Below are 21,761 nucleotides of genomic sequence, written 5' to 3' on the forward strand. Positions count from 1 at the left end.
TCATGGTTTCACAACAAATTGTGATTGTAAATACAGGCTGTGCGAATATCTCATCGGTGAAATTTGCTGTTAAACGTTTAGGTTTACCCGTCACAGTAAGTGATGATTTAGCCGTTATTCAAAAGGCCGATAAAGTATTCTTACCTGGCGTGGGCAGTGCCAATGCAGCTATGGCCAGTATTGAGAAAAAACAACTTGTAAGCTGCATTCAATGCCTGACTCAACCGGTACTGGGTATCTGTTTGGGTATGCAGTTAATGGTTGAAAAATCAGAAGAAAGCCTAAGTGACAGCACACATTGTCTGGGGCTGATCCCCGGAGAAGTGAAACGGTTGCAAGTAGGCGATTTACGTTTACCTCATATGGGTTGGAATACCGTGATACCCGTTGCTGATGCGCCATTATTTAAAGGCATAGATGCCGGTAGTTACTTTTATTTTGTTCACAGCTTTGCTGTAGCAGTCTCAGAATTTACGATGGCCAGTTGCCAATACGGAATGGAGTTTTCTGCCGGTATTCACAAAGACAACTTTTTTGGTGTGCAATTTCACCCTGAGCGTTCAAGCGACGCAGGGGCACACCTTTTGAAAAACTTTATCGATCTATAAAAGACCGAATAATAAGAAAAGGTTAACAAGCAAGATATGATCATCCCAGCCATAGATTTAATAGACGGTTCAGTAGTGCGCTTATATCAAGGCGACTATGAGCAGAAAACTGAATATAAACTTGACCCTATCGATGTGGTGCACAGTTATGCGGACCAAGGGGCAAAGTGGTTACATATTGTTGACCTCACTGGTGCCAAAGATACCAACAAGCGTCAACTGGATCTGATTGGTAAGATGGTTGCCACTGGGCGTATGCAGTTTCAAGCAGGTGGTGGCATTCGCAGCGAAGAAGATGTGAAACAACTTTTAGACATAGGTGTTAAACGTGTGGTGATTGGTTCATTAGCCGTTAAAGAGCCACAACTGGTTAAAGGCTGGATCACAAAGTACGGCGCAGACGCCATAGTACTCGCGCTAGACATCAATATTGACGAGTCAGGTAACAAATTTATCGCCACCCACGGCTGGCAAGAAAACTCTGGTGTGTCGATTGAAGCTTTACTTGCAGACTTTTTATCTGTGGGTGCCAAACATGTGCTTTGCACCGACATCAGTCGTGACGGCACATTACAAGGTGCGAACCATCAACTTTACACACAAATGACTAAACAATTTCCCACTGTAGGTTGGCAAGCATCGGGTGGCATTGGTAACCTTAACGATATTGCTGTGCTTAAACCAACTCTTGTCAATGGCGTCATTTTAGGCCGGGCACTGTTGGAAGGTAAGTTCACAGTTAAACAAGCAATTGAATGTTGGAATACAGCTAAATAGCGGATGTTAGCTAGACCCAACAACATCCATATATAACAACGAATTAGGAAATTATCATGGCGGCTTTTGGTACAGTGTTTATGCCACATATGGCATTCACTACCTTTGAAAATAATCAGTGGAATGAAGCAACAATTGTTGCATCTGACAGCATCCAGTTACATCCCGGTGCCCATGTGTTGCATTATTCCAGCACTTGCTTTGAAGGATTAAAAGCCTTTAAACATGACGATGGCAGCATTCATGTGTTCCGTATGGATCAAAACCTTGCCCGCTTTGACCAAAGCAGTCGTTTGCTGTCGTTACCCGATATTGACCAAACCCAAGTCTCTAAGATGATTTTAGATATAGTTGAGCAATACAGTGCCGATATCCCAGAGCCTCCTGGGTCGATGTATATTCGCCCTACACATATAGGCACCGAGGCTGCTATAGGCAAAGCCGCAGCACCGAGTACAAGTTCAATGTTGTATGTGCTGATTTCCCCAGTGGGTGACTATTTTGCTGGCGGATCAAAACCTCTTAGAGTGTTACTCGACGAGGCAGGGTTACGCTGTGCCCCACATATGGGCATGATCAAAAGTGGTGGCAATTATGCTAGTGCGCTAGGTCCTATTCTAGCCGCAAAACGCGATGTGCAAGCCGATCAAATATTGTTCTGCCCAAATGGTGACGTGCAGGAAACAGGCGCAGCTAACTTCTTATTGATTGACGGCAACGAAATTATCACCAAAGCATTAGATTCTACTTTTTTACATGGTGTAACTCGCAGCTCAATCTTAACCTTAGCAGCAGATTTAGGCATGAAAGTCACTGAAACCCAATTAACTGTTGATGAGTTATTAACAAGAGCGGCCAAACCCAATGTTGAAGCAGCGTTATCGGGCACAGCAGCGGTACTTACCTCTGTCGGCACCCTTATTCATAACGGTAAAGAGCACGCAGTAGGAGCAGGGGAACATGGCCCAACAACCAAAAAGTTACGCCAAGCACTAAATGATATTCAGTGGGGCAAAGCGCCAGATAAGCACAATTGGTTGACTCGAGTAGGGTAAGAGCAGCTACGAGCTACGAGCTACGAGCTACGAGCTACGAGCTACGAGCTACGAGCTACGCAGGTCAGTGTAGTGGTTACTTATAGTATGGTTGTAAGTTTTTGTTTTAAGTTTTTGCTCGCGGCTCGAAGCTCGTAGCTAGAAACTCGAAGCTTTTTGAGGTTTTTTTATGTTAGCTAGACGTATTATCCCTTGCTTGGATGTCAAAGATGGCAAAGTTGTCAAGGGAGTGAAATTTCGTAATCACGAAATCATTGGCGATATAGTGCCTTTAGCTCAGCAGTATGCTGAACAAGGTGCTGACGAATTAGTATTTTACGACATCACCGCATCCAGTGATCAGCGCGTTGTGGATAAAAGTTGGGTGACTCGTATTGCACAGGTCATTGATATCCCGTTTTGTGTCGCTGGAGGCATTAAAACGGTTGAAGAAGCTGGTAAAATATTAGAAATGGGGGCAGACAAAATATCCGTCAACTCCCCCGCTTTGGCAGATCCTGAATTGATCACCCGCCTGCACGACACCTTTGGCCAACAATGTGTCGTAATAGGTATCGACAGTTTTTTCAATGAAGAAACAGGTAAATATCAAGTCCACCAATACACAGGCGATGAAACCCGCACTCAGGTCACGACTTGGGAAACCGCTGATTGGGTCAAAGAAGTTCAGCAACGTGGTGCCGGTGAAATTGTACTTAATTGCATGAACCAAGATGGTGTGCGCCAAGGTTACGATATCGAACAACTGGCTGCGATCCGCAAAAACTGCTTGGTACCATTAATTGCTTCAGGCGGCGCAGGTGAAAGCGTCCACTTTAAAAACGTGTTTGAACAAGCAGACGTGGATGGCGCATTAGCCGCATCAGTGTTTCACAAAGGCATTATTCCCATACCAGTATTAAAGGCGTATTTGCGTCAGCAGAATATAGCGATTAGAGATTGAAAGAAGCTGCGAGCTATTAGCTTCGAGTGGCGAGCTAAAAGACTAAAAGAAGCTGCGAGCTAAAGCTTAGATATTAGCTCGAAACTCGGAGCTCGTTACTCGTAGCTGCGAGCCACGAGCTAATAGCAAAAGAAAGGCTAATATTTAAGGATGTGAATACACAGGAACGTGTTTTGAAAATTTAGAGGTTTGGCAAAGGAGTTATACACTTGCTGTAGATGTGTATAAAATATTTAGCTATAGCCGAGATTTTGGTTTTAAAAGCCAAATTACACGTAGCGCCCTTTCTATTCCAAGCAACATCGCGGAAGGATGGGAAAGATACACTGAAAAGGAAAAGTTCAGGTTTTTATCGATTGCCAAAGGCTCTGCAGGTGAATTAAAAACACAATTAATGATTGCTATAGACATTGACTATATCGCTAAAGATATAGGTTTATTAAAAATAAAAGAGATAGACGAAATCGCACTCATGTTAGGCGGTTTAATGAAAAGTTTAAATACAGAAAAGTAGCTGTTAACGCGCATACCGTCGTAGCTCGTAGCTAAAACACACTAGAGATTAAAATGATTATTACAAAAGAAAATGTGGCAAAACTGGCTTGGGATAAAATGGATAACTTGATCCCCTGTATCGTTCAAAACGCCATCAGTGGTAAAGTATTGATGCAGGGTTTTATGAACCAAGATGCCTTAGATAAAACCTTAGAAACAGGCTTAGTGACTTTTTTTAGTCGTTCAAAACAACGACTATGGACTAAGGGTGAAGAGTCGGGGAATAGTTTAAACCTTGTCGAAATCACCAGTGACTGCGACGACGATTCACTACTAGCTTTGGTTAACCCAGTTGGCCCTACATGTCACAAAGGCTCAGAAACTTGCTGGGCAGATAGCCAATCAGCTGACATCAGTTTTATCGCTGAATTAGAGACTGTGATTGCCTCACGTAAAGGTGCCGATCCTGACTCTAGTTACACCGCTCACCTATACAGTAAAGGCATCAAACGTATCGCGCAAAAAGTCGGTGAAGAAGGTGTTGAAACAGCACTAGCGGCTACGGTAAAAGACTTAGAAGAGTTAAAAAATGAGTCTGCAGACTTGTTGTATCACTTAATTGTATTACTTCAAGCCAGCGATTTGAATTTGTCTGATGTGATCAACGTATTGAAACAACGTCATTCAAAATAAATGTATATCGGTATTTTCTATTCTTTCACTGAGTGTGAAGGAATAGAAGATTAGATTAAACTGAATTGAATTGAACTTAAATGACCTCCGAGTCGGAAATACTCTTAGTTAACACCTAACACGCCTCAAAACCATCTTCTGTATCTAATAATTTATTTTCATTCTTAAATTTTAAAAAACTTCATATAATCAATAACCTATAAAAAAATCAAATTAAAAGTCGTAATTTAAAAACTTAACATTGATCTAACAATTTTTTTATTGCGTAACAATTTTGCCGAACAAAACAAAACATTTATAACTTACTTAAAAGGTATGAGTATGATCAGCTTTAGCAAAATTTTAGCAGTTTCTGTGTTTTCGATTTCGCTAGTCGCATGTAATGATGATGACAATGTTGTAGTGATTGATGAAGTCCCAACCCCAACATCAGATTTACGTATTATCCATGCCGTACACGATGCACCCACAGTTAATGTTTATGCTGGCGCAGCGGTACTTGCAGGTTTAGAGAACGTTGATTATCAAGTTTCTTCACCGTGGATTACGGTTGACGAAGGAACTTATGCAGTGCGTGTTGAAGCAAATATTCCAGGGGGTACTGCCGATGTGATAACAGCATCGCTGACATTAGAAGGTGAAAAATCCTATAACGTTTTAGCAGTGGGGTCGACAGCAGACGGCACTATTGAGCCTCTTGTAGTATCAGTGGATAGAGCAGCGGTTACCTCTGGAAACGTTAGGGTACAGATAGTGCACGCAGCTCCGGCAGCCCCTATGGTAGATATCTACGTCACCGCGCCGGATGAAGATATTGAAACAGCACAACCTTTAGCCACGGCATCATTTAAAGAAAGCACCGGCCAAGTAGAAGTGACGGGCGGCGATTATCAAATCAGGATAACCCCAGCTGGTTCAAAAACAGTTGTGTTTGACTCTGGTACAGTTACTTTGCCTGCAGACGCAGATTTACTGGTTGCAGCAACACAAAATACCGGTACAGGCACTTCGCCTGTTACCTTGCTTGTTGCAGACGGCACGTCATCATTCAAAATTTGGGATGTGAATTCAAAAGCGAATGTGCGTGTTGTGCATGCAGTGTCTGATGCACCCGCGGTTGATGTGATTGCCAATAATGCATTAACGTTATTCGACGGTATTAGCTATCCAGATGTGACCGCTTATGTTGCGGTTGATGCAGGAGATTACACCATTGATGTAGCAGTGGATGGATCAGAAAGTACTGTTGCTATTGACGATGCCGCCATCACTGTTGAAAGCGGACTATTTTATACTGCCTTTGCTAACAGTGATTTAGCCACTATTGGTCTGGATTTTGTTTTAGACGTACCACGTCCAATTGCTACCGCAGCAAAAGTGAGAATTTTTCATGCCTCGCCAGATGCCGGCGCTGTAGATATATATGTCACTGCAGATGGTGACATCAGTGCAGTATCACCTAATTTTGCTGGTGTGACCTTTACGACACCCATGTTATCCGAAACAGGTTACGTGGAGTTGGCGGCAGGCGATTATGTGGTCACAGTAACGGGTGCTGATTCAAAAGACGCAGCAATAGAAACAGGCGTATTAAGTTTAGAAGTCAACAAAGTTTACACCGCGATTGCGATTGATGGCTTGATGGCAGGCGACGGTCCAACGCTTATTACCGCAGATGATTTAGCACCCAGTTTTAATGTTTCTACAACATTCAATATTACCTTAGGGGGAAATCAAGAAGTGCCTATGGTTGATACTCTGTCTGCAGCGACTGCAATGGTTGAAATAGACGAATCATTACCCGCTTTTAAAGTCACCTTAGACGCAAGTATGCTAACGGATGCCAGTGCAGCCCATGTTCATGATGGTGACATTGGCACTAACGGTGGTGTGGCTTTTGGCTTAACCGACATGGGTGACGGTATATTTGTACTTGAGCAAACTGAACTTACAGCAGGTTTACTCAACGATTTACTTAGCGGTGAATGGTATCTGAACGTACATACACCAAGTAATCCAGGCGGTGAAGTACGTGGGCAAATTGTGCCTGATACTACTGTTGTTGTGACTTTCCCCCTGAGTGGTTTGCAAGAAATCCCACAAGTAATAACTGATGCGATGGGTGGTGGATATGCGTTATTTGACACAACCGACAATGGCGTCACTTTAGCTGTCGCCACTAGCGGCGTTGAGGACGCCACTATGGCTCACATCCATACTGGCTTTGCAGGTGTGAATGGGGGTGTATTGGTGGCACTGGCCCAAGATGCAGCTGATGTAAACCTTTGGACATCGGGCGGCGAAATTAATTTAGAGCAGGCTACTGCCGACTTATTATTATCAGGAGGCCACTACGTAAACGTGCACACTCCTGCTAACCCAAGCGGTGAATTAAGAGGGCAAATTACCCCTGCAAATATTGAAGTATATGGTGTCGTACCATCGGGTGACCAAGAAGTCCCCGCGGTCACAACTGACGCAAGCGGAATGGGCGCTATCACATTGAATACTACAACTGGACTCATAATTGGCACAATTAATGTATTTGATATCACCCCCACTATGGCCCATATCCATGCTGGCGAAGCCGGTGTAAACGGTGGTGTAGTTTTAGCCCTGACAGATGCAGGCGAGGGTGTTTTCAATGTACCAGAAGATACTGTTTTGGACATGGCTCAAATGGATTTGATGCAAGCTGCAGGTTTATACACCAATTTTCACACAACGGAGAATCCGGGTGGTGAAATTCGTGGTCAGATAACCTTAGGCTTTAACTAAATATAGTTTGATGCAAACTTACTAATTAAACGGGCAGATGATGCCCGTTTTTATAAAACACAAAAAATCATTAATCTTCAGTCGCAGCAATAGTGCTGTTATGCAGAAACTGTTCCACGGCTTTAACTGTGGCTTGGGGATCTTCTTCCTGTGGAACATGCCCCAGATCCTTAAACAAAATAAACTGACTATTAGGTATTTCTCGATTAAATCGATGACCAACACTGATAGGGATCAAGCGGTCTTGTTCGCCCCACATGATTAAAGTGGGTTGAGTTAACTCGCCTACCCTGTTTGCTAGATGACCCGCTTTTGTCTCAACAAAACGTTTTGCCAGTGCTGCTCGATTACCCTCTCGGGTGTTTAGCTCGAAATATCGATCAACCAAGTCTTCAGTAATTTTATCTGGATTGCCATACACATTCCCAAGACTGCTTTTCACCACTGATATTGGCATGATATTGCCAAGCAAATATTTGAGTACAGGTGATTGAGAGATCCGGAATCCAATTGGAACAGACTGTGATTCGTATGGGTACCCACTTGCATCAACCAGAACAAGCTTTGCAATACGCTCAGGATAAATAACGGCTGCACTCCATGCAACATATCCACCTAGTGAATTTCCAGCAACAATAGCCGTATCAATGTCAAGTGCATCCATCATCTTAATTAACGTATCGGCATAGTCTTCGATGCGATACTTGGCTTCTGGTTGAGGACCCGTTAAACCAAATCCCTGCATATCAAAGCGGAGCACTCTATGATGTTTAGACAGTACGTCAGTCCAACCGTTCCAAGTATGCAGCGACGAACTGGTGCCATGTAACAATATAATTGGTAAGGGGTCTTCTTTAGGGCCTTCATCCCGAAAGTGTATTTTCATACCAGAAAGTGACAGAAACTGAGAAGGGGATTTTGCCCATCGCTCCGTTAGTTCTGCCACTGGTCGGTCAGGCACAGTATAAGTAAAATGCAGATACCCATAAGCGCCAAAAACAACCACAATTAACAACCAACATAGGCGAAATAAAACTTTCACTCAACACTCCTGTAGACAAAAAACCGATGCGCGTGCATATTAACATCCAACCCGATCACCTAATAACATTGATGCCGATCACCTAATAACATCCATCCCGATCACTCAATAACATCGAAGCCGATCACTTTTTGGTTAAAATGTTATTCAGTGACCGGCTTAATGTTATTGCCCAACTTTTACTCTTTTTTGTCTGTCCAGTAGGTGTTTTTAACCGTTATTCTTTTCATTTTTGATGGTGAGAATAACTATGCCAATGGCACCTATTTCAATGCGTAAGTTAAAAGAGATTTTAAGACTCAAATACGGCTGTTTGCTCAGCCATCGAAAAATAGCCAAAAGCTTATCTGTTTCAGCGTCAATCGTGTCTATTTATGCCATTCGTGCCACCTCTCTTGGGATCACTAGTTGGCCGCTTGATGAAAAATGGAATGATGAGACGCTTCAACGAGCATTCTTCAAAACCAAACCTAAGAGCAAGGGCTACATCATCCCTAATTGGTCTGTCGTCCAGCAAGAGCTGAGGCCGAAAACGATGACATTGCAGTTATTGTGGGAAGAATATGGTGAGCGGTATCCAGAAGGTTTTTACAGCTACAACCACTTCTGTCGTCTATATAAAACATGGCTAACATGTCAAAAACCGTCCATGCGTCAAAACCATAAAGCAGGTGAAAAACTGTTTGTTGATTATTGTGGACCCACTATGAATATTGTGGACTCAACAACGGGTGAATGCCGCACAGCACAGGTTTTTGTGGCAGTCATGGGCGCATCTAACTACACCTTTGCAGAGGCTACGTTTAGCCAAAAACTCGAAGACTGGGTGATGAGTCATGCACGATGCTTTGAATTTCTGGGTGGCGTACCTGAATTGGTCATCCCAGATAACTTAAAAAGTGCCGTGACAAAAGCGTGTCGTTACGAGCCGGATCTGAACCCAACCTACCAACAACTCGCCGCCCATTACGATACCGTTATCGTGCCTGCCAGACCTTATAAACCCAAGGATAAATCGAAAGCTGAGGTGGGTGTTCAAATCGTTGAACGTTGGATAATGGCGCGACTTCGCAAGGAAAGCTTTTTTAGCTTGCGACAGTTAAATCTAAAAATACAGACACTTTTAACCGATTTGAATCAAAGGCAAATGAAAAAGCATCCAGGCTCAAGGCTATCCCAATTTGAAGCGATAGATAAACCCGCACTGAAACCTTTGCCGTCACAACCTTATCGCTACACCTTAGTGAAACAGGTCAAAGTGCATATTGATTATCACATCGAGATTGAAAAACATTACTACTCGGTGCCACACGCCTTGATCAAGAAAAAGCTAGAAGCACATGCTACGGGGCAACTGGTCACACTTTATCATCAAGGGGTACAAGTGGCCGTTCATCCAAGATCATACCGCGTGGGAGGTCACAGCACCCTGGATATCCATATGCCCATCGCCCATCAAAAACAGCAGCAATGGACCCCCGAACGATTTGAAAGTTGGGCCAGAAAATTCGGAAAATCAACCGAGCAATTTGTCATTCAACTCATGCAAACCAAAAAACACCCCGAGCAAAGTTACCGTGCCTGTATGGGCATATTGAGTTTAGGAAAAAAGTTCACAGACAAACGACTTGAAGCCGCCTGCTACCGAGCGTTAGCAACAGGTGTTACGCGAGTAAACCAAGTGAAAGCTATCTTAGAGAAAGGGTTAGATAGCCAACCTCTACCGGAAAAACAGCTGGATCTTTTAAGTGAGATAGACCATCAAAATATCCGTGGCAATCATTATTACCACTAATAAAACCTAAGGAAACAACATGCAATCAGTGACGCAACAAATCAATACTCAATTAGTCATGCTAAAGCTAAGCGGCATACGTGATGCGTTATCACAACAAAGTGAACAACCCAATCTATACGTCGAACAAAGCTTCGAAGAGCGGTTATGTTTATTGCTTGACCATGAAATAACCCAGCGAGATCAACGTAAAATTGACCGACTGACCCGCCAAGCCAAATTTAGAGTGAACGGGACATTAGCACAGTTGGATTATGGTGCGTCGAGGCAGTTAAACAAAACGCAGATCCGCTCATTAGCGCAAGGTGAATGGCTTCGTCTTCACCAAAACATACTGATCACAGGAGCAACAGGTTGCGGTAAAACCTACCTTGCTTGTGCGTTGGGCCATAACCACTGCCAGCAGGGAGAAAACGTTTACTACTTTAGGCTCAAAGAATTGCTTGAAAAGATGTTTATGGCACAAGCGGATGGCAGTTATCGAAAGTTTATTAACAAACTCACATCAGCGAACTTACTGATCTTAGACGATTGGGGATTAGAGCCATTAACGGGGCAACAACGCAGTGATTTACTTGAGTTAATAGATGCGAGGTATGACACAAAATCGACACTGATTGCGAGTCAATTACCGATAGAAAATTGGTACGATATGATCGGGGAATCCACGCATGCAGATGCGATCCTAGATCGGCTTGTTCACGGGGCAATTAAGTTAGAATTAAAAGGCGAATCCATGCGAAAAAAACTAAATTCCTTGACTGAAGCCGATCACACAAGTTAGATTTTACTGAGTTCTACTGGAAGACAAAAAAGTGATCGTCTTCAATGTTATTGACCGATCGGTTTCATGTTATTACGCAGCGCGGTCAGATTCATAAAATCCAGAATACTGCTTACATGGAATTTGTCTGTTAAATATTCAACGCTTGCAACATGCTATCAAAAAAAGAGCGGCAATAACGACACATAACCCAACAATGTCTTACCTGTACTCTTGTCGCCACGTTTAACCTTAGTCATGTAAAGTTAGTCAAATAAAACTATATTTTTTGCCTAGTATAATTTAGCATGACAATGAATGACCGACAGTCGGTCATTCATAATTAACTAAAACTTTGCGGATCAAAATGGCAATTAAAGTAGATAAAGACAAAAAAAGAAGGGACATAGCGGTTGCTTGTACTGAGCTTTTATTGGAAAAGGGAATAAAAAAATTAACCATTACTGAGATTGCTAAAACCGCAGGGATTGGAAAAGGAACTGTCTATGATTATTTTAGTAATAAAGAAGAAATTGTTTTTGAAATAATTCGAAATTTCATTGAAAAACACCATCAAAATTTGCTGAGTCAAAGCGACAAGAAGACTTCGGCCAAGCAAAAAATATTATACCTCTTCGATTTTTTCTTATGGGAATATAAGCCTTATGAAAAACACTTGGACGTTTTTAGGGAATATTTAAGCGTCACTTTGTCTTCAAAATGCAGCCCAATGCTCGAATTCAACAGAGAATGTTCAGGCTTTATAAGAAATATCCTAGAAGACATTATTGAAGAAGGCATCGAAAAAAGCGAAATCAGCGAAGTTTCTAGAAATCTGATTGATGGGATCATGCGAGCAGAAAGAGGTTATATGGTTGTTTCTTGGGCAGAAGAGAGAGACTTGAGAATAGAATTTAAGGAATTTATAGACACGCTATTCGCTTTAATAGAGATAAAAAAATGAAAAAAATTATAGTGTTAGCTCTAGTGCTTTATTTTACAAACGCACAAGCAAAAGAAATTTATGCCACATTTACAATACATGCGAAACAGGGTGCCAATTTAGCGTTCAATTACAGCGGTATTATTAAAGAGCTTCATGTGGACATTATGAGTGTGGTTAAAAAAGATGATATTTTGGCAACATTAGCCAGTGAAGATCTAGTTGCCACAAACAATGCGTCTAAGGTCACATTGAAATACGCCATTTTAGACCATAAGAGACACCAAGACCTGTACCAAAAAAATCTCATTGATAAAGCCCTGCTGGATAAATATGCCATGGCATACGAGGCCATAAAAGCCAAGATTGACGTGGAAAACGCCATCTACGACAAAACCATTTTAAGAGCACCATTCGACGGTGTCATTACCAAAAGAATGATTGAACTTGGAGATGTGGTCAGTGGCCAAATGATAAAAACGGCCTTTAATCTGCAAAGTGAACATGCCCGAATATTAGTGGTTGAGTTTGATCAAAAATATAACAGCGATGTCAATATTGGCGATACCTTTTTATATAAAGTCGATGGTGATGACACACAATACGAGGGTGAAATTTATAGAATATATCCCGAGGCCAATAGTGATAACAGAAAAATTGCCTTACAGGTTATTGCCAAGGATTTAAAAGTGGGCTTATTTGGCGAAGGTAAAATAATCACCTCGGATGATAGCAATAATTCAATAAAAGCAAGTCAAGAATAGTCCTATGTATAAATTTGCAATCAATCGTCCCATCACCATCCTTATGGCCGTCATGGCACTCATAATATTTGGTATCAAGTCATATACTTCAATGCCTTTGGCACTTTTTCCTAATGTTGATTTCCCCATAGTCACCATCCAAACGGGGTATCCTGGAGCAGACGCAAAAACGGTTGAATCTAAAATTACCGATAAAATTGAAGAAGCCGTTTCGGGTATTAATGGCATCGATAAGTTGGACTCAACCAGTTACGAAGGTTTGAGTTATGTCATCGTCAGATTTGATTTGAAAATAGACATTAATGAAGCTGCTAACGATGTGCGAGATAAGATTGGCGGGGTGATTTTACCCGATAACGCACTGGCTCCTCTGGTACAGAAAATTGCTACTGCAGGCGAGGCTATCAGTGTCTTTGTAGTCAGCAAAACAGGTGATATGTCTGCGCTGATGCAGCTAGTGGATGAAAAGATTAAACCGAAATTACAACGTATCCCCAATGTGGGTGATGTGGATATCGACGGCTACCAAGACCGAGAAATTCGCATATTAGTCGATCCCTATCGACTCAATAAATACAATATCTCAGCCATTGAATTGCAAAATATAATTTCCAATGAAAATTTCAAATCCAGTTCAGGCAAGAGTATTAACGATAAACAAGAACTCATTATTAAATTTCATGGTGATTCTAAAGACATTGACGCATTAGCCAATATAGAAATAAAACCTGGCTTACGTTTAAAAGATGTGGCCAAAGTCTTTGATGGATTAAGCGATGTAGAAAGTTACTCGTCTTATAACGGCCAAGTCGGCGTGATGCTGAATATTATGAAAATATCAGGCACCAATGTCATTGGTATCATTGATGAAGCCAAACAATTATTACCCGAATTAAAAGCCCTTGCCGGGGACGATTACCAAGTAAGCTTAATCAAAGACCAGTCAGATAAGATCATGCACAGTGTCAACCAGGTAAAATTTGATTTAGTCTTTGGCGCCATATTAGCAATCATCATTGTTTTTTTATTTTTACGAAACCTTACCGCCACAATCGTTTCTGCACTGGCCATCCCCACATCTATTATCGGTACTTTTGCGATCATTGATTACATGGGTTACGACCTGAATAAGTTAACCTTAATTGGACTCACCCTAGCAATAGGGATTTTCATAGACGATGCGATTGTAGTGATTGAAAATATCAGTAAAAAAATGGAATCTGGCATGGAAGCATTTCAAGCTACCTATGAAGGTGTGCACGAAATTGCGTTTTCACTGTTAGCAATATCGGCGATGTTATTGGCAGTTTTTATACCTGTTGCTTTTATGGGGGGACTAGTAGGCAAGTTTTTTAATGCGTTTGCCATGACAGTGGCGTCGGGTATCGTGCTGTCTTATTTTGTGGCGATAATGTTTATTCCTACCATTGGCGCCCGTGTATTAAAACACAAAGAAACAAAATTTCATGCCAAAACAGAGCCCATGTTTACAGCATTGGATAATGGCTATGTTAAAATTCTAAAGCCCCTGATCAGGTTTAAATATATAACTGTATTAGTGACCTTTGGATTCCTTATTTTATCCAGCAAAATATTTACAAATGTAGGCATGGATTTTGTTCCTGCAGAAGACAATAGCGAATTTCAAATCACCGCTAAAGCCGAAGTAGGTACATCCATTACCGAAATGAAACATAGAATGAAACCCATTATGGATGCCATCAAAAATGATAACATGGTTGATTATTATGCCCTGAGCATCGGTTATACAACAGCCAACGAGTCCCACAAAGCTTTGGTCTATGTAAAATTAAAGCCCATTGAACAACGAGGACTGGGTCAGGCAGACATCATAGTCAATTACCGTGAACAGTTTACATCCATACAATCTATGGCGTTGGCCGTTGAAAAGCTCCCACCCATTAATACTGGTAGCAGCAATGCACCGGTGCAAATTGTTATCACTGGAGACAGTTTAGAAAAGCTTAGGGAAATATCCCAACAAGCCTCCCAGATGTTAGGGAGTTTTGAAGGGGCTGTAGATATTGACAGTGATTACCAAGATGGAAAGCCTGAAATTACCATTTCTATCATAAGACATAATACTGCCAGATTAGGCATTACCGCGACGCAAATTGCAGCCTTGCTTAATGCAAATTATTCCAGTGATAGTAAGATCAGTAATTTTGAACAAAAAGGCAGAGAATACGACATCACCCTAAGATTTGATGATGATAGTCGCGCTAATATAGAGAATATTAGAAAATTACAAATCCGTGCTGCCAATGGTGAATATGTCTTTTTAGATGGCTTAATTCGTTTTGAACAAAGTAGTTCAATCGCCACTATTAACAGATTTGATCGCGAACGCAAAGTCATGGTCAGCAGTAACATATCCAATGTGCCACTAAATTCAATCGTTAACCAGGTTGATGCCAATATAGCCAAAATATTGCCCGAAGGTTACAACTATAGGTTTTCCGGTGATGTTGAAAAAATGCAAGAAACCGCCTTGTCATTTAGTACTGCGGTTGGCTTGGCAGTAATACTTATCTACCTAATACTGGCAGCACTTTACGAGTCGTTGATTCAACCCATTATTATTATGATCACTATGCCATTGGCATTTACAGGGGTGATAACGGCATTAGGCCTAAGCGGCAATAATTTCTCTCTGTTTGTGATGATAGGTATCATTCTATTGTTAGGAATGGTCGGGAAAAACGCCATTTTGGTGGTGGATTTTGCCAACAGAGCAATAAAAGATGGCGAATCTGTTGATGATGCCCTTATCCATGCGGGCGAAAAACGCTTACGTCCAATTTTGATGACCACATTTGCCATGGTGGGTGCCATGATGCCATTAGCTTTTGGCAGTGGTGCTGGTCACGAAATGAATTCACCTATGGCGTTATCTGTTATAGGCGGACTAATTAGCTCAACTATATTAGCCTTATTGGTAGTACCAGCCTTTTACAAAATTCTTTATCCCGTCGATAGCTGGCTCAGAAAATGGTATGAAGTTGGAAAGATTTAATCCCCTTTGCTTTTCTGCTAATAAGTCGGCTTAACTATTGAATCAATGGTTGACGCCATTGGTTTTTATCCAAGTGAGTCGGCTAATATTTAGCTGCTTGATGTGGTAAACCTAAGTCTGCGTTTAGAGTTTGCAGGCCCTATGAGAAAGACAACATCACTCGTTATTTTTTCCATCCGTTATCCCCCTGCTCCATTAACATGCCTGTTCTGTTAATTTATACCATTCCATATAAAAGAGTAATTAAGATGGAATGGTATTAGTTGTCAAAAAAACCTTCGAAGATGAAAATTAAAACCCGAATTGAATAGAAATTACTGGTAAACACCAAGCTGACTTAACTAAATTCTTGGAGGACTTCTGAATACTTGCTTATACCAATTAGTAAGTAAGCGCTTAATAAACCGACGTACTTTCCAAGTATAAATATCCTTGTCATAATCTAACAGTTCACAGTAAGCGCTATTGAACGTGCGGGGGTAGCCAACTGGGTTTTGAATTTTTGAAATTCCATGGCAGGAGGTCTTCGATCTTTTCAACCGTGTCAGCATAGGGTAACGCCTTGAACACGGCATTGAGATAAGCGTAAGGTTCAAGCTCATGAATTTTGGCTGACTCAATCAGGCTATAATGGATTGCACTGGCATTAGCGCCTGCTGGGGTATCGGCAAATAACCAGGCGCGCCTACCAACAGCAAAGGGACGAATGGCATTTTCAGCCAGAATATTGCTGAGCCTCAGCCGACCATCCGTACTGTAAACCATTAGCTTTTCCCACTGATTATGTAAATAGGTCATCGCCTTGCCCGTCAATCCTCCTTTGTCGACTCTGGGGCGATTGAGCTCCAGCCATGTTTTCAGCTCGCTGAGTATGGGCACACTTCTTTGTTGCCTGGCCTGATAAATTTCATCCGCGCTTAGCAATTTGATTTGACGCTCTACCACGTACAACTTATTGATAAGGCTCAGTGCCATATCCGCTTTGGTTACCTTGCCTTTCATTGCCCTGGGTTGCCCATCTTTGGCTTCACGGAATTTTCGTCGTGCATGATCCCAGCAACCCACCGAGATTAACTGATTTTGTCTGCATACCTCGTTATAACTGGCACAGCCATCGGTTTGCAGGTAGCCATGGGTAAACCCATCAAGCAGGCGCAAGGGTACCTCCCTGCCACGGGAGGGATCGTATTCAAACAAGACACTTCGTTGCTGCGGTAACCCGCCCAGGGTTACCCACATCCATTTATGTGAAGTGGGCGAACGATCTGGCTCTTTCAATACTTGAATGCGGGTTTCATCCGCACAAATCAGTGGGCCCGAATGTTGATGCTCCCTGAGTAGGTTAATTAAAGGTTGGGCTTGTTTCGACAGGGCAATCACCCAGTTGGCCAGTGTGGCCCTTGATATTTCACCGCCATAACGTTTGATGATGTTTTCAAGTCGATAAAGCGGCATGCCATCGGCGTATTTTGAAATAATGATATAGGTCATCAGGTTGACGCTCCCCATGGCCTTGGGGACAGGATGTTTGATAAGCTGGGCGGCTTTCACCGTGCGGCCATCATCTTGTGTTTTGAAGGTCGCTTTTTCCTGCATGTATTCCAATACACGTACCTGAGCGGGAATGATATCCAGCTCTTCCCTGACTTTGACAAAGAAGGTGTCAATGGCACCCACTTTTTCTTCATCACTCAAATAAGCGAACACCTGAAGGCGGGGCAATTTGTCGGACAGTGGCTTGCGACCGGTTTTGGCCTTTGGCTCGTTGCCTGTAGGTAAAGGTGAGTCGACAGGCTCAGGCTCAGCCACCGCTTCTACTTCATTAAACAGGTGACCTTGCTGTGGTGGTGTTTGCTCAGAGCTGGCGCCAAAACGTTTTGAGTTGGCCAACCGCAAGTACTCTTCAAGCATCGCTATTCGTTTCTTTTGCTCGGCAATGACATCCGTTTTCTGTTCGATGACATCGTCTTTTTCAGACAGCAATGCGGTCATCTGGCTCATCGCATCCAGATGTAATTTTGCTTTATTTTCAGTGTCTTGCGGCGCTAATTTCATGCCGTAAAGTATACCAAATTAGCGCATTGATTACCTTAAAAAACGGCCTCATAATGCAACTTTTTATGACCTTTCATGGCACTGATATCATAGCCATCAAGCAGCCAATTAATTTGCTGCCCGGTCAGTGTTATCACCTTATCATCACGCTTTGGCCACTTGAACTTTTCCTCTGACAGGCTTTTGTAATACAACACAAAACCATTATCTTCCCAGAACAGACACTTGATTTTATTACGCCGTTTATTGGTGAATGCATAAAGGTGACCGGCAAAGGGGTCGTGCCCCAACTCACATTCAATGATGGCAGATAATCCCAAGTGTGCCTTGCGAAAATCAATCGGCTGTTGGTAAAGAAAAACCTGAGTGAGCTCCACACCTGGACGCATCACTTTGCTCACGACAACAACTCGGCTAATTGTTTAACCACTGACACGTTACTTGCCGTGATACCTATCAGACGAACACCATTGGTAAAGTGCAATGAGAGTGGATCATGATGTTGCGGCTCAGGTAATCGCTGCACACTGACAAAACCGGAGGGTTTGTGGTTAATGGGTACCAGTGCGGTTGAGTATTTGCGTTTGTGGTAGCTGAAGTTGTGTGGACACAGGTCGTGATCTCGACAATAGGCAGCTTGGGTTAAACCTGAGTCACGCCACTGAGTCACATGCTCACGCCACAGCGGAGCTTCCTGCTTTAAATTTGATGTTGCGGTCACTTTGTTTTCCTCATACGTTTGTAATGAGGAAATTATGCAGCAGATTGCCCGTCGGAATAAGGACGTAGGTTTATTAAGCGCTTACATTAGTAATGCCCTCAAAAGGTTTTTATTTCAACTATAGTGATAGGTGAATAAGGTGATTTTTGATACGAGGGAAACATGCCATCACATATTTATAAACACGTTGAGTTAACTGGCTCGTCCCTACTTGGCATGGAACAGGCCATCAACGATGCGTTAGCAAAGGCTAGTGAGTCTATCCACAATATGCGCTGGTTTGAGGTAATCGACACGCGCGGTCACATCGAGAATGGTAAGGCTGCACACTGGCAGATCACTATTAAGGTTGGATTTACCCTGGATTAATGGCCAGTGGTCTTAGTACAGGAATAATATGACTATCATCCATTTTTGTTGGAAAATAGTTAGGAAATAGTTAGGAAATAAATAGAGTTAGGTTTATCTTAATGCCTCTAGACTTTACTCTGATAATAATTAAAAGCCCAAGTCTGAGGCAACTAAGGAAATAAAGTGGAATCATTAAAAGTTGGCGATTATATGAATACCCATCCAGTTACCTTTACCAATGAAATGCCGGTGGTGGAAGCGGTTGAACGTTTGTTAAGTGTCCATCAAACCGGAGGGCCGGTGATCGATGAATACAAAAAAGTAATTGGATTTTTGTCAGAACAAGACTGTCTCAAACAGATGATGGCGTCGAGTTATTATCAGGAACAGATCTGCCTAGTAAAAGACATAATGCGCACAGCAGTATTGTCCATAAAACCCTATACCTCTGTATTTGAGCTTGCCCAGGTGATGTTAGGCGAAAAACCTAAGTTTTATCCCGTCGTGGATGATGACGGCTACTTACTGGGCACTATTAATCGAACCGCGGTATTAAATGCTATCGATGTACATTTTAAAGATGGCTACAAAAAGATGGGATAAAAATCTGTTTGTCACTAAATCTTCACTGCGACTAGTGAACAGCTAGTATCTACTTTGCAGATAAACTGACTAAATGTCAGCGGATCCTAGATTTTGCCGCACAGTTCTTCTAGGATCTGCCCTCGATTTTCGTCTTCGCGTCAACTCGGGGCTTTTTTTTGGACAATCATTCTGACACTAAGGGAGTCCCCCTAAATATCTAGAATAGTTCTAACACTGGATATATAAAAATATTAAAAGCACGCTCCCCGTTATCGTCCTGATAGTTTTGACTCGGATCCCTTCGAGCCAGTTACTTTTTTATAAAGGCCAGCGAAAGCTGTTCCATATTTAATCCGTAAATATGGAACAGCAAAAAAGAGTAATCGGCACCCAAGCTCAACAAGCGAACGCCATAGATGTCGGAAGGTAGAATAACGCAGGAGCAGTTATCGAGATGCAGGTAGCGCCAGCCCATATTATTGATTAAACCATCAAACAATTGAGGGTTTAATCACATCCAGAATAACAAAGTTATCAATCTCCATACCTAAGTATCACCTTGCAGATTTTTTAATCAATTTAGATAGTCTTTAATGGCTTCATCAAAACGCAGCAACGGCTGTAAATAAACTTAAACACCGAGGAACTTAACCATGTTGAAAATAGTTAAAACTTCTATCGCAATCGCTGCAATCTCTTTATTTACTGCAGGCAACGCACAAGCTGACATAAACGAAGCATTACAAAACATCTGCACTATCGTTAAAGCAGATGACAAAGGTGAACTACGTAAAAAAATGAAACGTGTTCAGTCTGACTTTAGAATGAAGCTTAAAGATTACTACACGGGTGTTTCTTGTGGTGGTAACAGCCTCATTCGCACTGCTATGATTAGCAACGCGGTTGAAACAGGTATCCTGATGATTAAAAAAATGCCAAGAGGCGACTTAAGCTCACCAGAGTCAGACGGAAAAACAGTATTGACTTGGGCTTCTGAAAATGGATTAGGTACTTCAGCTATCGTGGCTGTTCTTAAAGACAGAATATAAGTTACGGGCTAAGGCTACGGGCTACAAAAGAATTGTTCTTGAACGAACTGACAGTTCAACATGGTAGGTTGGTTATTCTAATTAAATAACTGCCCATAAAAAAACGGCCTTTCTTGAGGCCGTTTTTTTATGTCTGAATATAAAATAAACCTGAGTCACAGAAAAAACACATCTTTATAATCTGTTCTTTTGTGTAAGTCATCCACTGCAGCAAAGCGTCATTGGTGTCTATTACAGTGAAATGCTTTTAGTCTTAGTTCGAAGCGATGAAGCAAGAAGCTGCTCTTAAGGCCTTAAAGTCATTTTACCTTTTACTTCTCGGTTCATGACTTTATTCAACGCATCTTTGGCATTTTCTAAAGGTACCACTTCATCGACGACCACTTTGACTTTACCTTGCACATACCATAACAATAACTCTTTCATATTAGTGGCAAAGTCTTTTGGTTGATGCTGGGTAAACGAGCCCCAAAATACGCCCATCACTGAATAACCTTTTACTAAGGCTAAATTCACGGGGAATTCCGGGATAGTGCCGCCAGCAAAGCCGACCACTAACAGTCTGCCATTCCAAGCCATGCTTCTTGAACATGCATGGAAAGTATCGCCGCCAACACATTCATACACCACATCAACACCTTTGCCATCGGTCACTTCTTTAATGGCGGTTTTTAAGTCGGTTTCTGTGTAATTAATGAGAATGTCTGCACCATTGGCTTTGGCCATATCTAACTTTTCTTGGGTAGAACAAACCGCAATAACCGTTGCGCCCATCTCTTTGCCAATTTGCACCGCGGCTAAACCCGTTCCACCAGCCGCACCTGTAACCAATAATGTTTCACCTGGATGAATTTGTGCCCGTTGTTTGAGTGCGTGATGGGCAGTGGCGTGAGCAGTCACTAATGCAGCCGCTTCTTCATCAGAGATTTCGTCAGGAATAGGCATAATGTGCGAAACAGGACATAATACTTTTTCAGCATAACCACCTAACATACACATGGCAATCACTCGCATACCGACTCTAAGGTGAGGCACACCCTCGCCTAATTCGCTTATTACGCCTGCAACTTCATTACCTGGTACAAATGGAAATGGGGGTTTCGACTGATACAAACCTTGCACCAATAATCCGTCAGGGAAGTTGACTCCACATGCTTTGACATCCACAACCACATGGCCTTTTATGGCAACTGGATCGGGGATATCTTTATATTTCAGTTGTTCTACTGGGGCAAATTCTTCACATACTATGGCTTTCATTACACTCTCCTTGAAAGATCTGATATTCAAGTAAAACCCTAAGGTTT

Annotated in this window: 19 protein-coding genes and 1 pseudogene; 15 read left to right on the top strand and 5 right to left on the bottom strand. The window is 42.1% G+C overall.

What is annotated here, in order from left to right; genetic code table 11:
* Positions 1 to 2: 2 nt before the first annotated feature.
* From hisH to CXF95_RS20950, 7 genes and pseudogenes are all read left to right on the top strand, one after another.
* Positions 3 to 608 carry an imidazole glycerol phosphate synthase subunit HisH gene (gene hisH, locus CXF95_RS20920; RefSeq protein ID WP_101200520.1) on the top strand — a complete coding sequence of 202 codons (606 nt, stop codon included), beginning with the start codon at positions 3 to 5 and terminating at the stop codon, positions 606 to 608.
* A 36-nt stretch (positions 609 to 644) separates the two neighbouring features.
* The gene (hisA, locus tag CXF95_RS20925; RefSeq protein WP_101200521.1) at positions 645 to 1,385 is read left to right on the top strand and encodes a 1-(5-phosphoribosyl)-5-[(5-phosphoribosylamino)methylideneamino]imidazole-4-carboxamide isomerase; all 741 of its coding nucleotides are present in this window, start codon (positions 645 to 647) and stop codon (positions 1,383 to 1,385) included.
* 56 nt (positions 1,386 to 1,441) lie between these two features.
* On the top strand, positions 1,442 to 2,440 hold the full coding sequence (locus CXF95_RS20930; protein WP_101200522.1) for a branched-chain amino acid aminotransferase: 999 nt from the start codon (positions 1,442 to 1,444) through the stop codon (positions 2,438 to 2,440).
* Positions 2,441 to 2,609: 169 nt separating this feature from the next.
* On the top strand, positions 2,610 to 3,383 hold the full coding sequence (gene hisF, locus CXF95_RS20935; RefSeq protein ID WP_101200523.1) for an imidazole glycerol phosphate synthase subunit HisF: 774 nt from the start codon (positions 2,610 to 2,612) through the stop codon (positions 3,381 to 3,383).
* Between the two features lie 184 nt (positions 3,384 to 3,567).
* A pseudogene (locus tag CXF95_RS20940) lies at positions 3,568 to 3,897 on the top strand (four helix bundle protein); the annotation flags it as partial.
* Between the two features lie 53 nt (positions 3,898 to 3,950).
* The gene (hisIE, locus tag CXF95_RS20945) at positions 3,951 to 4,571 is read left to right on the top strand and encodes a bifunctional phosphoribosyl-AMP cyclohydrolase/phosphoribosyl-ATP diphosphatase HisIE (RefSeq protein ID WP_101200524.1); all 621 of its coding nucleotides are present in this window, start codon (positions 3,951 to 3,953) and stop codon (positions 4,569 to 4,571) included.
* 321 nt (positions 4,572 to 4,892) lie between these two features.
* Entirely contained in the window at positions 4,893 to 7,349 is a 2,457-nt protein-coding gene (locus CXF95_RS20950; protein WP_101200525.1) for a CHRD domain-containing protein, read from the top strand.
* A 70-nt stretch (positions 7,350 to 7,419) separates the two neighbouring features.
* Here the strand turns inward: CXF95_RS20950 and CXF95_RS20955 are convergent, their stop codons facing one another.
* Positions 7,420 to 8,391 carry an alpha/beta fold hydrolase gene (locus CXF95_RS20955; RefSeq protein ID WP_101200526.1) on the bottom strand — a complete coding sequence of 324 codons (972 nt, stop codon included), beginning with the start codon at positions 8,389 to 8,391 and terminating at the stop codon, positions 7,420 to 7,422.
* A gap of 250 nt (positions 8,392 to 8,641) precedes the next feature.
* On the opposite strand from CXF95_RS20955, the gene istA reads away from it, so the two are divergent.
* The 5 genes from istA to CXF95_RS20980 all read left to right on the top strand — a co-directional run bounded on the left by istA (position 8,642) and on the right by CXF95_RS20980 (position 15,693).
* Positions 8,642 to 10,186 (top strand): IS21 family transposase, encoded by a 1,545-nt coding sequence (istA, locus tag CXF95_RS20960; protein ID WP_101198246.1) that lies wholly within the window; start codon positions 8,642 to 8,644, stop codon positions 10,184 to 10,186.
* 19 nt (positions 10,187 to 10,205) lie between these two features.
* Positions 10,206 to 10,970 (top strand): IS21-like element helper ATPase IstB, encoded by a 765-nt coding sequence (gene istB, locus CXF95_RS20965; protein ID WP_101198245.1) that lies wholly within the window; start codon positions 10,206 to 10,208, stop codon positions 10,968 to 10,970.
* 346 nt (positions 10,971 to 11,316) lie between these two features.
* Positions 11,317 to 11,913: a TetR/AcrR family transcriptional regulator gene (locus CXF95_RS20970; protein WP_101200527.1), complete on the top strand. Its 597-nt coding sequence runs from the start codon at positions 11,317 to 11,319 to the stop codon at positions 11,911 to 11,913.
* The gene (locus CXF95_RS20975; RefSeq protein WP_101200528.1) at positions 11,910 to 12,656 is read left to right on the top strand and encodes an efflux RND transporter periplasmic adaptor subunit; all 747 of its coding nucleotides are present in this window, start codon (positions 11,910 to 11,912) and stop codon (positions 12,654 to 12,656) included. The genes CXF95_RS20970 and CXF95_RS20975 overlap by 4 nt, the downstream gene beginning before the upstream one ends.
* Positions 12,657 to 12,660: 4 nt before the next feature.
* Positions 12,661 to 15,693, top strand: coding sequence for an efflux RND transporter permease subunit (locus CXF95_RS20980; RefSeq protein ID WP_101200529.1), 3,033 nt, complete (start codon positions 12,661 to 12,663; stop codon positions 15,691 to 15,693).
* 462 nt (positions 15,694 to 16,155) lie between these two features.
* Here the strand turns inward: CXF95_RS20980 and CXF95_RS20985 are convergent, their stop codons facing one another.
* From CXF95_RS20985 to CXF95_RS30830, 3 genes are read right to left on the bottom strand one after another with little or no spacing between them, the layout of a single operon-like run.
* Positions 16,156 to 17,748 carry an IS66 family transposase gene (locus CXF95_RS20985; protein WP_198556450.1) on the bottom strand — a complete coding sequence of 531 codons (1,593 nt, stop codon included), beginning with the start codon at positions 17,746 to 17,748 and terminating at the stop codon, positions 16,156 to 16,158.
* A gap of 35 nt (positions 17,749 to 17,783) precedes the next feature.
* A complete protein-coding gene (gene tnpB, locus CXF95_RS20990) occupies positions 17,784 to 18,149 on the bottom strand; it encodes an IS66 family insertion sequence element accessory protein TnpB (RefSeq protein WP_101197177.1) in 366 nt (121 codons plus the stop codon).
* Complete coding sequence (locus CXF95_RS30830; protein ID WP_232787551.1) at positions 18,146 to 18,469, bottom strand: hypothetical protein; 324 nt, start codon at positions 18,467 to 18,469, stop codon at positions 18,146 to 18,148. Before CXF95_RS30830 ends, tnpB begins: the two co-directional genes overlap by 4 nt.
* Positions 18,470 to 18,631: 162 nt before the next feature.
* On the opposite strand from CXF95_RS30830, the gene CXF95_RS21000 reads away from it, so the two are divergent.
* The 3 genes from CXF95_RS21000 (at position 18,632) to CXF95_RS21010 (ending at position 20,454) form a co-directional block, all read left to right on the top strand.
* Positions 18,632 to 18,838, top strand: a complete 207-nt coding sequence (locus CXF95_RS21000; protein ID WP_101200530.1) for a dodecin — start codon at positions 18,632 to 18,634, stop codon at positions 18,836 to 18,838.
* A 165-nt stretch (positions 18,839 to 19,003) separates the two neighbouring features.
* Complete coding sequence (locus CXF95_RS21005; RefSeq protein ID WP_101200531.1) at positions 19,004 to 19,423, top strand: CBS domain-containing protein; 420 nt, start codon at positions 19,004 to 19,006, stop codon at positions 19,421 to 19,423.
* Between the two features lie 635 nt (positions 19,424 to 20,058).
* The gene (locus CXF95_RS21010; RefSeq protein ID WP_101200532.1) at positions 20,059 to 20,454 is read left to right on the top strand and encodes a DUF3718 domain-containing protein; all 396 of its coding nucleotides are present in this window, start codon (positions 20,059 to 20,061) and stop codon (positions 20,452 to 20,454) included.
* A 285-nt stretch (positions 20,455 to 20,739) separates the two neighbouring features.
* On the opposite strand, the gene CXF95_RS21015 is transcribed toward CXF95_RS21010, so the two are convergent.
* The gene (locus CXF95_RS21015) at positions 20,740 to 21,714 is read right to left on the bottom strand and encodes an NADPH:quinone oxidoreductase family protein (protein ID WP_101200533.1); all 975 of its coding nucleotides are present in this window, start codon (positions 21,712 to 21,714) and stop codon (positions 20,740 to 20,742) included.
* Between the last annotated feature and the right edge of the window lie 47 nt (positions 21,715 to 21,761).

It is taken from the genome of Paraglaciecola sp. MB-3u-78 (genome assembly GCF_002835935.1).
In the GTDB taxonomy this organism is placed as follows: domain Bacteria; phylum Pseudomonadota; class Gammaproteobacteria; order Enterobacterales; family Alteromonadaceae; genus Paraglaciecola.